The following is an 11,981-nucleotide window of genomic DNA, read 5'->3' on the forward strand; positions in this document are numbered from 1 at the left end:
GTCATCCAATCGGGAAGGTCGCGAACACGGCGAATCCCGCTCCGGCGGGCCCGGGTCCGGCGCGCAGGGTCCCGCCGCAGGCCAGCACCCGTTCTCGCATGCCGATCATGCCATGTCCTCCGGATCCGCCGGGCTGTGGGCCGCGGCCGTCGTCGCTCACCTCCAACCGCAGCGTGGTGTCGGCCCAGCGCAGCCGTACCAGCACCTCGCGAGCGACCGCGTGCTTGATCGTGTTCGTGAGCGACTCCTGGACGACGCGGTAGAGCGCGACGTCGACGTCGGCGGGCAGCGCCCTGCGCCGCCCCTCCTCCTCCAGGCGCACCTCCAGCCCGGTCCGCCGGGACCGCGCGATGAGGTCCGGCAGCGAGTCGACGCCCGGCCGGGCTCCGTCTCCGGAGCGCAACGTGCCCAGGACGCGCCTCAGCTGGACGATCGCGCCCCTGCCCGTCTCGGCGATCGCGTCGAAGGCGGCCTCGGCACGGGCGGGGTCGGTCCGCATCACCAGCGGGCCCGCCTCCGCCTGGACGACCATGATGCCGACCGAGTGCGTCAGGATGTCGTGCATGTCGCGGGCGATGGCCAGGCGTTCGCGGGCCGCCGCCTCTTCTTCCTGCCTGCGCGCCCGCTCCCGCAGCGTGGCGACCTGCGCGCGATGGGCCCTGGCGCTCATGCCCAGCGCGACCGCGACGACGTAGGCCGCGCTCACGAAACCGAAGTCGGCCAGCGCCTCGCGCGGGATGACGAAGGAGACGACCACTCCGGCGGCGGTGATCGCGACGGCCAGCCCCAGCAGCACCGGCGGGCTCAGCACCGCCAGCGTGTACACGCATACCAGCGCCCCGTACGGCAGGCGCGGCACCGCCTCCAGCAGCGCCAGCGCGGTGGTCGCCAGGCCTACGACGAGCATCACGGTCAGGGGCGCCCGGCGCCGCCAGAACACCGGTGCCGACGCCAGGACGGCGACCACGACGACCCGCCACGGCGCACCGGCGAGCGGCAGCACCGTGGCGGCGCACACACCGGTGGTGATCACCGCGTCGAACAGGGCGTCCCTGGATCTCCCGGTCATGAGGAGAGGATCTCGCGCCTTCGCGGGCCCAGTGCCGGGCCGGTCGCCGTTCCGGTCGGGTCCAGGCGGGCTACGCCATAAGGGATGTGTCAATATCGGGACATATTGTGTATATTTTCCGTCATTGGGTGTCATCTGAGGGAGGATTTATCGTGCGAGCTTTCCCCCGCGTGCTCTTCGACGAGGCGCATAACGAGTCGTGGACCATCCGGCGGGACGTGGCCGAGACGATGAATCCGGGGCATCCCGACGACAACAGCTACGCGCGTGCCGCGGACCTGCTGCGCCGCCTCGGCCACACCGTGGCCGCGCACACCGAGGGCCCGGTCACCCCCGGCCTGCTGACCCCGAACGACGTCTTCGTGATCGCGCACCCCTCGGCCGACCGCTGGGAGCGCACCACCGGCCTGGGCAGCCCCGTCCTGCCCGTGGAGGAGATCGACGCGATCGAGGCCTATGTCGCCGACGGCGGAGGCCTGATCGTCCTGGCCGAGTGCGAGCAGGAGAAGTACGGCAGCAACCTCGACGAGCTCCTCGCCCGCTTCGGCGTCGGCGTCGAGCACACCACCGTCCAGGACCCCAGGAGCGCCCACAACGGCGTGGCCTCCTGGGTCCTGGGTTCCCCCGGCGACACCGGCGAGCAGGACCTCCTCGCCGGAGCCCGCCGCGCGTGCTTCTACCGCGCCGGGGTCCTCGTCGCCCCCGACGACGCGACCGTCCTGTTCCGGACGTCGCCCACCGCCGACCCCGCAGGTAGGCCGCTGGCCGTGGCCGTACGGCACGGCCGGGGCCGCGTCGTGGTGGTCGCCGACTCCGACCTGTTCGGCGACGACTCCATCGGCGACTACGACCACGCCGCGCTCTGGGGCAACCTCGTCACCTGGGCCGCGCGCGTCCCCGCCCCGGCGACGGCCGCCGGGGAGTCGGAGGCGCTCGCCGCCTTCCGGGGACTCAAGGAGGCCGTGGAGGCGCTCAAGCCGCTCCAGGCCAAGGACGGCTCGATCGAGGGCGACCGCGACCGGGCGGTGGTGCTGATCTCCGACATCGTCGACCACATCGACGGCCTCACCCCGCGCTTCCCGCACGACGAGGCCTACCTGGCCGCCGTCGTCGCCGACTTCCGCAAGTGGGTCGAGCAGGGTCTGGGCGTGCCCGACTTCCTGGACTCCCTCAACGCCTTCCACCCCGACACCCAGCGGGTGGACGGCCTGGAGCACCTGGTCGTCTTCCCGATGTACACCCAGAACGGCACCACCTTCCGCTACATCGAGGCCGTCTGGATCCGCACCGTCTGGCCCGAGTGGCTGGCCGAGCTGGAGAACACCCGCTACGACAACCCGCTGTTCGTGCCGATCGCCTTCGAGGACTTCACCTCCGGCTACGACACCAACTCCGCGGTGCTCTTCCCCGAGACCGTCGCCGTCCGGCAGACCCCGTCCCGCTTCACCTGGGGCGGTATCTTCTGCGACCGCGAGGCCGCCCGGTTCCGGGCGGTGAGCAGGGCCGCCGCGGCGACGCTCAAGCTGGCGCTGCCGCCGGACGCCGCCCGGCTGATCGAGTCGCAGGAGCTGGCCCAGGACACCTTCGTGCTTTGGGACCTGGTCCACGACCGCACCCACAGCCACGGCGACCTGCCGTTCGACCCGTTCATGATCAAGCAGCGCATGCCGTACTGGCTCTACTCCCTCGAGGAGCTCCGCTGCGACCTCACCGCGTTCGGCGAGGCCGTGAAGCTGGAGAAGGAGGGCGTGCCGCACGCCCGCTACGTCCAGCTCGCGATCCTCTTCGACCGGCTCTTCCGCTTCCCGATCACCGGTGACCGGGTTCGCAACTACGACGGCCTCGGCGGTCAGCTCCTGTTCGCCTACCTGCACCGCAACGACATCGTCCGGTGGACCGACAACCGGCTGAGCGTCGACTGGACCCGGTTGGCCGACGGTGTCGCGGACCTGCGCGCCGAGGTGGAGAAGCTCTACCGCGACGGCATCGACCGCTCCAAGCTGGCCCACTGGCTGGCCGCGCACCAGCTTGTCGCGGCCTACGTGGAACCGCACCCCGCCTCGGTCTGGAACCGCGGCGTGGACGCGCTGCCGGTCGAGGGCTTCCCCAAGGCCGTGGTGGACGCGGTGCTGCCCGACGAGTTCCCCCTGAGCATGTTCTACGAGGCCCTGCGTCGTAAGCTCGGCGATGTCGTCGAGTCCACGAAGGGGATCCGAGCATGATCATTGTTGTTGCCGGCGCGGCGGGCCCCGCGGGCCAGGCCGTCGTCCGCCGCTTCACGGACAAGGGGCACACGGTCATCGGCGTCGACAGGTCCGGCGCCGACGGGACGCTCCCGGTCGACCTGCTCGACTTCGACGCCGTGCGGAAGCTCGCCCACGACATCCAGGCCGAGCACGGCAGGGTGGACGGGATCGTGCACCTGGTCGGCGGCTGGCGTGGCTCCAAGACCTTCGCCGAGACCAAGCTGGAAGACTGGAACCTGCTGCACGACCTGCTCGTGCGCACCCTCCAGCACGTCACGCTCGCCTTCGAGCCGTTGCTCAAGGCGAGCGATCGGGGCCGCTTCGCCATCGTCTCCGCCAAGGCGGCCGAGCGCCCCACCCAGGGCAACGCGGCCTACGGCACCGCCAAGGCCGCCGCCGAAGCCTGGACCCTGGCCTTCGCCGACGCCCTGGAGGGCACGAACGCGACGGCGAACATCCTGGTGGTCAAGGCGCTGGTGAACGAGGCCATGCGCGCGGCCAGCCCGGAGCGGACGTTCCCGGGCTTCACCGACGTCGACGACCTCGCCGGGGCGATCGACGGCCTCTGGGACACCGACGTCAACGGCACCAGGCTGGATCTCACGCGCGACTGAGCGCGACAGGCACCAACGGCGGCCGGTCGCACATCGCCGGCCGCCTCATCAAGGGGAAGAAGTGACGGACGCGATTCGCAGGCACGACCCGCTGGTGAAGGGCTTCGCCAGTGACAACTACGCCGGGGTGCACCCGGAGATCCTCCAGGCCATCGCGCTCGCCAACGAGGGGCACCAGATCTCCTACGGCGACGACGTCTACACCCGGGCGCTGCAGGAGGTCTTCAAGAAGCACTTCGGCCCCACGGCCGAGGCCTGGCCGATGTTCAACGGCACGGGCGCCAACGTGGTGGCGTTGCGCGCGATGACCGCGCACTGGGAGGCCGTGGTCTGCGCCGAGACGGCGCACATCCACGTCGACGAGGGCGGGGCGCCGGAACGGTCGGCGGGGCTCAAGCTGCTGACCGTGCCCACCCCGGACGGCAAGCTCACCCCCGAGCTGATCGACCGGCAGGCGTGGGGCTTCGGCGACGAGCACCGCGCCCAGCCCAAGGTCGTCTCGATCACCCAGAGCACCGAGCTGGGCACCCTCTACACCCCGGGGGAGATCAAGGCGATCTGCGACCACGCCCACCAGCTCGGCATGCACGTCTACCTCGACGGCGCCCGCGCCGCCAACGCCGCGGCCGCCCTGGACGTGCCGCTGCGCGCGTTCACCACGGACGCGGGCGTGGACGTGATGTCCTTCGGCGGCACCAAGGCCGGGCTGATGCTCGGCGAGGCCGTCGTGGTGCTCAACCCCGACGCCGCACGCGGCCTGCGCTACCTGCGCAAGAGCTCGATGCAGCTCGCCTCCAAGATGCGGTTCGTCTCGGTCCAGTTCGAGGCGCTGCTCGCGGGTGACCTGTGGCTGCGCAACGCCCGCAACGCCAACGCCATGGCGCAGCGGCTGGCCGCCGCCGTCCGTGAGATCCCCGGCGTCGAGGTACCGCGCCCGGTGCAGGCCAACGCGGTCTTCGCGATCCTGTCGCCGGAGGTGACCGAGCGCCTGCAGAAGCGCTTCCGCTTCTACGTCTGGAACCAGGCCACCGGCGAGGTCCGCTGGATGACCGCGTTCGACACCACCGAGGCCGACGTGGACGCTTTCGCCGCCGCCATCGCGGAGGAGATGAACTCCTGAGCATGAGCAAGCACAGTCCGGGTCTTCGGCGGGCCGCCCATCGGCGGACCCGCTAACAGCCCGGACTGTGCAACCAGACGGCCGCCGTGAACCGGCGGCCGTTTCGCGTTGCGCGCGGCTCGCGGGCGCACGGCGGTCCCTTCCACCAAGGAGTGACCATGACCAAACGCGTCTTCTCGGCTTTCAAGCCCACCGGCGCCGCGCAGGCCGCCGAGCGCACCGCCGGCCTGCCGGCCACGGCCCGTAAGGCGATCGGCCTGCCCTGAAGACACCCGCGTGGTCCGCGGGAGCCCACGGCGCCGGGAACGGCGGTGTCCCGGCGGTGTTCCCGCTGTCCCGCTGGATCAGTTCTTGTGGCCCGTCTCGTTCTCGTAGGCGGTGAGCTGTTGTTCCAGGGCCTTCATCAGCTCGAACACCTGGCTCGGAGGGATGCGGATCCGGCTGACGATCCGGGTCGGCACGCTGACGAAATGCTGCCCCGAGGAGGGGTCGTTGGCGAGCTGGGGTGGTCTGGTGATCACCGCGAAGTCCAGGACGAAGCCGTCCTGCGTGTGCCACACGGAGGCGAAGTTGGCGTACTGGCCCGCCTCGACCTCGGCGGAGATGCTCACCTCCAGGCGGTTCTCCGGCTCGTCGTTCACCATGATGTTCTCGTCTCCTCCGGCCAGGCTGGCTCCATGCTGCCCTGGCCGGGAACCGGCCGTGCAAGGACGCGCCGACGCTATTTAAGGATGGAAGGCAGCGGTTGGGCGCCGCGCTGCCTCAGCATGTCGGTCATCAGATTGATCTCACCTGTCTGACCCTCGACGATGTGCTTTGCCATCGTGGCCACCTCGTCGCGGTCGGACAGTTTCAACAGGGCCTGGCTCATCTGCACGCCGCCCTCGTGGTGACGGATCATGAGCTGCAGGAAGAGGATCTCCTGCTGTTGGCCGGTGGCCTCACGGAGCCTCTTGAGCTCCTCCTCGCTGGCCATGCCGGGCATCGTCGTGGAGGTCTGGGGTGTCGAGCCGTGACCGTGACCGGCCATCCACGCCATCGCCGGCCGTTCGCTGGACTGGTTGAGCCCCCACTGCTGCAGCCAGCCGCCGAACATGCCACGCTGGGCGGTCTGTGCGACGATGATGTCGTAGGCCAGCCCCCGGAGCGCCTCGTCCTTGCTTCCGTCCCTGGCGATGAAGGACATCTCGACGGCCTGGGCGTGGTGGACGGCCATGTCGCGGGCGAATCCCGCCTCTGCGGAGGCGTCGGTCGGAGTCGCGGTCCTGCCGAACATCACCAGCAGGACGACCGCCACAGTCAGGCAGCCGAGTAGCAGACCGAGCGCCACCCGGCGCCTGGGGTTCGGGTTGTCACGGGGAAATGTCTCCATCGCCTGCCAAGAGTACCCACTGTCAGGAAACCTCGCCCTATCGACCATTGCGATTCGTTTATTCTTCACACGCATCCATAGGGCATAGTCTGACCCGAAGTTGGGTGGCGGCTGGAGGGGCGATGACGAAGGAAAAGGCGCAGGCGCGGCGAGATCATCTCGCCCAGATGCGCGCGCAGCAGACTCGCAAGGAGCGCCGGACCGCGTTCCTGATGTGGGGCGTCGGAGGCGCCGTCATCCTGCTGCTTGTCGGAGTGGTGGGTTTCTACATCGTCAACGAGCGCTCGGCCAGCTCACTGGACGCGGTGAAGTCCTTCAAGTACGTCGGAAGCGAGCACACCTCCGGTCCGGTCACCTACAAGGAGACCCCGCCGGTTGGGGGGCCGCACGCTCCGCCGCCGGAATGGCAGAACTGCGGGATTTACGACAAGCCGATCGGCAACGAGAACGCGGTCCACTCGCTGGAACACGGCGCCGTGTGGATCACCTATCGCCCTGACCTGCCCAAGGCGCAGGTGGAGGAGCTTCGATCGCTCGTCCGCAAGCAGCGGGACTACATGCTCCTCAGCCCCTACCCGGGGATTCCCTCGCCGATCGTCGCCAGCTCCTGGGGTAACCAGCTCTCGGGTATCACGGACGCGGGAGACCCTCGGTTGGCGAAGTTCATCGCCAAGTTCAAGAACGGTCCCGGCACCCCCGAACTCGGCGCGGCGTGCTCCGGCGGCAAGGGCGAACCCCTGAGCTGACCCGGGAGACGGAAGGGGCGGCGCCTGCGAGCGATCGGCGCCGCCCTGCTTCAAGGACCTCCTGGCACCCGCTCACGCAGGACGCGAAGCACCACGCCCACCACGGCATCGGCGGGGACGTACCCGTACTGCCGGGAGTCCCCGCTGCCGTCGGGGTTGTCCCCGAGGAGCACCAGGCAACCGGGAGGCGCCACCGGTCCATTTCCTTCGATGGGAAAGGGCACCGGGTCGCCGGGGGCCGCGGCGACGCGTTTGATGACCCGCCGATTGCGCAGGATGTTCTCCGGGCTGGTCCCGTCCGGGCATGGCCGCATCCGCTCGGGCAAATCGACCACGGCCACCTGGTCGGTCCGCAATCGGCCGCCCGAGCGTCGTCGCACCAGCACCCGATCCCCGTTCCGATAGGTGGGAACCATGCTGGGGCCGCGTACGGTGACCACGAGATGTCGTCGGCGCAGCCACTCCAGCAGTCCCGCGAGTGTGGCCGCCACCGCCACGGTCACCGGCAGCCAGATCGCTGGGGTATCGGTCTCCGCGTAGCCGCGGGCCTGTAAGGCGATGAGCCGGGCGGAGGTACCGTTCGCGGTGATCAGCTGGTCATGGTTCCCGCATTCGGGGACTTCTCCATCGGCGATTATCACGATCTGGTCCGCGTCGCGAATCGTGTTCAGGCGATGGGAGGTCAGCAGACTGTATTCTCTGCGTCTGAAAACCGTCCGATCAAGATCTTGGAGTGTGTGAGCTATTTCATGGATTCGGCTCTCTGCGTGCCGGGTAGGGGCGAATGTTCGGATTATGCCAGCACCCGCTCCAGGGAAACCGCCTCCAGTCCGTGAGCCTCGGCGACGGGCAGGTTGGTCAGGTGCCCCTCGTGGGTGTTGAGGCCGAGGGCCAGCGTGGGGTCGTTCCGCAGCGCCTCACGCCAGCCCCGGTCGGCGATGGACAGGGCGTAGGGCAGCGTCACGTTGGTCAGCGCGTAGGTCGAGGTGTGCGGGACCGCGCCCGGCATGTTGGCCACGCAGTAGAAGATCGAATCGTGCACCTGATAGATCGGCTCGGCGTGCGTGGTGGGCCGGGAGTCCTCGAAACAGCCGCCCTGGTCGATGGAGATGTCGACCAGGACGGAACCCGGCCTCATCCGTGACACCAGCTCGTTGCTGACCAGTTTGGGCGCCTTCGCGCCGGGCACCAGCACCGCGCCGATGACCAGGTCGGCCGCCAGGACCGCGCGCTCGACCTCGTAGCTGTTCGATGCGACCGTCTGGCAGTGTCCCTGGTAGATGATGTCGGCCTGGCGGAGCCGGTCGATGTTCTTGTCCAGCAGCACCACCTCGGCCTGCATGCCGAGCGCGATGACCGCGGCGTTCATGCCGGACACGCCGGCGCCGATGACGACCACGTTGGCCGCGTGCACACCCGACACACCGCCCATGAGCACCCCTCGCCCGCCTTCCGGGCGCATCAGGTGATAGGCGCCCACCTGCGGGGCGAGCCGTCCGGCCACCTCCGACATCGGGGCCAGCAACGGCAGGGAGCCGTTGGGGTTCTGCACGGTCTCGTAGGCGATGCCGGTCACACCGGATTCGAGCATGGCCCTGGTGCACGCCTCGGACGCGGCCAGGTGCAGATAGGTGAACAGCACCTGCCCCTTGCGCATCCGGTGGTACTCCTCGGCGACCGGTTCCTTCACCTTCAGGACCAGGTCACCGGCGGCCCACACCTCGTCCGCCGAGTCCAGGATGGTCGCGCCCACGCTCCGGAAATCGGAGTCGGTGATCGAGGATCCGGCACCGGCGTCTTTTTCGATGAAGACATGATGACCGTGCCGGATGAATTCATGAGCCCCGGCGGGAGTGAGGGCCACGCGGTATTCGTGGTTCTTGACCTCGCGGGGAACTGCGATTTTCACGGCTCCTCCAGTATTCGCGCCTGTGTCTCCACTCTGCGTTCCCCCGAAGAGGACCACCATGTGCAAGATGGAAGGAATCAGTTGTCGATGATGACAGGTTGTCAAATTCTGTGATCATCTTTTTTCGGGAACGGCCCGCCTTCCCGGTTACCCGCTTCCCTCGCTGATCGGTAGGCTCGCCGCGAGCAGATGCGAGGAATACAGGGATATGACGATGGAGATGCACGCCGGTCCGGGTGAGCCGCCCGTGCCGCAGGGACCTCCATCCGGACGTCACGCGCGTCGTCCGGAGGCGTCCGGATCCTCGACCGAGCCCCCCACGGCTCCGGTGCCGCCCGGGGCGCCGCCGGAGCCGCCCGGATCCTCGACCGAACTCCACACCGTCCCGGGCCCGTCCGGACCCCACGGTGTCCCCTCAGGCGGTGTCCCGTCAGGCGGTGTCCCGTCAGGACCGCCCGGCCCCCAGCGGCACACCCCGCCCGGGTCCCCCCCGGGGCCGCGCGACCCACGGGAACGGGGGGCCGGTCCCGGCGGGAGCGTACCGGGTGATCCTCGGGCGAGCCGGGTCACCACCGTCGTCCTGATCGTCGCGCTGGTCCTCGTCGTGGTGACCACCGGCGTGCTCGGCACCCTCGCGGTGCTGATGACGAGGAACCCCGACATGCCGCTCGGCGCGGCGCCCCCCCAGCGTCTGCCGGTCCCCATCCACTTCGCGCCGGTGACCGGCTCGCAGCCCGGGGCCTGCACGACCTCCGACGGCATGCCCGACGACACCGGACAGACCTGTTACACGCTCGCCGGGGGAGTCAGCGTGACCGCCGTGCGGAAGATCGAAACGGTTCAGGACAGCAACGGCGCCTACTCGGTCAGGATCGCCCTCGCGCCCGCGTTCCGCGAGCGGATCAACGACCTGACCCAGGAGGCGGTCAAGCAGCAGATCGCGATCGTCGTGGGGGAGAAGGTGGTGGCGGCCCCTCGCGTCGCCCAAGTGATCACCGAGGACAGCCTCAGCATCGCGGGCTCTTTCACCAAGGAGCAGGCGGACGCCATGGTCGCCCGGCTGCGTGGCACCGCGGGGGGCGCCACGCCGTCCCCGAGCCAGTCGCAACCGGCTCAGGCTCCCACGTCCTCGGCCGTCGTCCCCTCCGCGACCGCGCCGACCGGGACCGCGTCCAACGGAACCACGTCCAACGGAACCACGTCCGACGGGACCGCTCCCGACGGGACGGCGCCGACCGGAACCGGGCCGACCGGAACCGGGCCGACCGGAACCGGGCCGACCGGAACCGGGCCGACCGGAGGCGCCTCCGGTGCGACGGCCCCCGCCACCGCTTCCACCAAGGCCTCGGCCACCGCGCCCGCGGCGCAGACCGCGAACCGCGACGGCCTCGACACCAGATACCCCGACTGCAAGACCGCCCGTAGGGAGGGCTACGGGCCCTACTTCCGCGACAGCCGCCCGGAGGAGTACGGATGGTATGTGGACAAGAACAACAACGGGATCGCCTGCGACTCCGGTGATCTGACCTAGACGAACAACCTCTGGACGGCCTCGATCGCGAAGTACACCGCGAAGACCAGCGTGACCACCCACAGCAGCCACGGGATCTCCCGGATACGGCCGGTCGCCGCCTGGATGACCGTGTAGCTCACCACGCCCGCGCCGACGCCGTTGGTGATGCTGTAGGTGAACGGCATCAGGGCGATCGTCAGGAAGGCCGGGATGGCCAGGGTCAGGTCGTCCCAGGGCACGTTCCTGGCCTGGGTCATCATCAGCGCGCCCACCAGCACCAGCGCGGGGGCCGCCGCGGCGGCCGGGACGACCGTGGCCAGCGGGGTGATGAACAGGGTCAGGGCGAACATGCCACCGGTGACCAGCGCGGAGAGACCGGTCCTGGCGCCCTCGCCGACACCGGCGGCCGACTCCACGAAGACCGTGTTGGCCGAGGCGCTGGAGAATCCGCCGATCGCCCCGGCCACCCCGTCGACGGTGAGGATGGCCCCCAGCCGGGGGACCCGGCCCTCGGAGTCCACCAGGCCCGCCTCGTCGCTCACCCCGATGATCGTGCCCATCGCGTCGAAGAACCCGGACAGCACCAGGGTGAACAGCACGACCGTCGCGGTCACCGCCCCGGCGCGGGCGAAGCCGCCGAACAGGTCCACCTGGCCGATCAACCCGGCGTCCGGCAGCGACACCACCGTCTCCGGCACCCGGGGCACCACGACGCCCCAGCTCGCCGGGTCGATCTTCGCGACCGAGTTGACCACGATCGCCAGCACGGCGGTCACCACGATGCCGATCAGGATGGCCCCCCGGGCCTTGCGCACGAAGAGCACGATCACCAGCAGCAGGCCGAAGCAGAACACCGTCACCGGCCAGCCCGTCAGGTGCCCGGTGCTGCCGAGCTGCACCGGCGTCCCCGTTCCCTTCGCGACGAACCCGGCGTCCACCAGTCCGATCAGCGTGATGAACATCCCGATTCCCACGCTGATCGCGTGCTTCAGGGCCAGCGGGATGGAGTTCATGATGAGCCGGCGCAGGCCGGAGACCGCCAGCAGCACGATCAGCAGCCCTTCCAGCACGACCAGACCCATCGCCTGCGCCCAGGTCATGTGCGGCGCCGCCTGGTAGGCGACCACCGCGTTCAGCCCCAGTCCCGCCGCGACGCCGAACGGAGCGTTGCCCACCAGGCCCATCAGGATCGTGCTCACCGCCGCGGCGATGATGGTCGACGTGGTGAGCTGGGAGATCGACAGCTTCGCTCCGGTGACGTCGACGGCCCCGCCCAGAATGATCGGATTCAGCAGGATGATGTAGGCCATGGCCATGAACGTGGTCAGGCCACCCCTGACCTCCTGGCCGACGCTCGACCCGCGTGCCGACAGCTCGAAGAACCGATCCATA

At 69.6% G+C, this 11,981-nt stretch carries 11 protein-coding genes; 5 read left to right on the top strand and 6 right to left on the bottom strand.

The window, feature by feature from the left end:
- Position 1: 1 nt before the first annotated feature.
- Entirely contained in the window at positions 2-1,069 is a 1,068-nt protein-coding gene (locus ACQPYK_RS13755; RefSeq protein WP_433254946.1) for a sensor histidine kinase, read from the bottom strand.
- Between the two features lie 152 nt (positions 1,070-1,221).
- Between ACQPYK_RS13755 and ACQPYK_RS13760 the strand changes: the two genes are divergently transcribed.
- The 3 genes from ACQPYK_RS13760 (at position 1,222) to ACQPYK_RS13770 (ending at position 5,049) form a co-directional block, all read left to right on the top strand.
- Entirely contained in the window at positions 1,222-3,291 is a 2,070-nt protein-coding gene (locus tag ACQPYK_RS13760) for a DUF6421 family protein (RefSeq protein WP_433254949.1), read from the top strand.
- Positions 3,288-3,929 (top strand): SDR family NAD(P)-dependent oxidoreductase, encoded by a 642-nt coding sequence (locus tag ACQPYK_RS13765; protein ID WP_433254952.1) that lies wholly within the window; start codon positions 3,288-3,290, stop codon positions 3,927-3,929. Before ACQPYK_RS13760 ends, ACQPYK_RS13765 begins: the two co-directional genes overlap by 4 nt.
- A 61-nt stretch (positions 3,930-3,990) precedes the next feature.
- Positions 3,991-5,049: a threonine aldolase family protein gene (locus ACQPYK_RS13770; protein WP_433254954.1), complete on the top strand. Its 1,059-nt coding sequence runs from the start codon at positions 3,991-3,993 to the stop codon at positions 5,047-5,049.
- A gap of 344 nt (positions 5,050-5,393) precedes the next feature.
- Here the strand turns inward: ACQPYK_RS13770 and ACQPYK_RS13775 are convergent, their stop codons facing one another.
- Together ACQPYK_RS13775 and ACQPYK_RS13780 are read right to left on the bottom strand one after the other, a co-directional pair.
- The gene (locus ACQPYK_RS13775; protein ID WP_306857431.1) at positions 5,394-5,693 is read right to left on the bottom strand and encodes a DUF3467 domain-containing protein; all 300 of its coding nucleotides are present in this window, start codon (positions 5,691-5,693) and stop codon (positions 5,394-5,396) included.
- Between the two features lie 77 nt (positions 5,694-5,770).
- Entirely contained in the window at positions 5,771-6,421 is a 651-nt protein-coding gene (locus ACQPYK_RS13780) for a DUF305 domain-containing protein (protein WP_433254957.1), read from the bottom strand.
- A 122-nt stretch (positions 6,422-6,543) separates the two neighbouring features.
- Between ACQPYK_RS13780 and ACQPYK_RS13785 the strand changes: the two genes are divergently transcribed.
- On the top strand, positions 6,544-7,167 hold the full coding sequence (locus tag ACQPYK_RS13785) for a DUF3105 domain-containing protein (RefSeq protein ID WP_433254959.1): 624 nt from the start codon (positions 6,544-6,546) through the stop codon (positions 7,165-7,167).
- A 50-nt stretch (positions 7,168-7,217) separates the two neighbouring features.
- Here the strand turns inward: ACQPYK_RS13785 and ACQPYK_RS13790 are convergent, their stop codons facing one another.
- Together ACQPYK_RS13790 and ald are read right to left on the bottom strand one after the other, a co-directional pair.
- Positions 7,218-7,808, bottom strand: coding sequence for a S26 family signal peptidase (locus ACQPYK_RS13790; protein WP_433254962.1), 591 nt, complete (start codon positions 7,806-7,808; stop codon positions 7,218-7,220).
- A gap of 152 nt (positions 7,809-7,960) precedes the next feature.
- Positions 7,961-9,076 (bottom strand): alanine dehydrogenase, encoded by a 1,116-nt coding sequence (ald, locus tag ACQPYK_RS13795; protein WP_433254965.1) that lies wholly within the window; start codon positions 9,074-9,076, stop codon positions 7,961-7,963.
- A gap of 604 nt (positions 9,077-9,680) precedes the next feature.
- Between ald and ACQPYK_RS13800 the strand changes: the two genes are divergently transcribed.
- A complete protein-coding gene (locus ACQPYK_RS13800; RefSeq protein WP_433254968.1) occupies positions 9,681-10,607 on the top strand; it encodes a SecDF P1 head subdomain-containing protein in 927 nt (308 codons plus the stop codon).
- Here the strand turns inward: ACQPYK_RS13800 and ACQPYK_RS13805 are convergent.
- Entirely contained in the window at positions 10,604-11,980 is a 1,377-nt protein-coding gene (locus ACQPYK_RS13805; protein WP_433254971.1) for an NCS2 family permease, read from the bottom strand. The genes ACQPYK_RS13800 and ACQPYK_RS13805 overlap by 4 nt on opposite strands.
- Between the last annotated feature and the right edge of the window lies 1 nt (position 11,981).

This window comes from Streptosporangium sp. CA-135522, from assembly GCF_050949235.1.
GTDB lineage: Bacteria > Actinomycetota > Actinomycetes > Streptosporangiales > Streptosporangiaceae > Streptosporangium.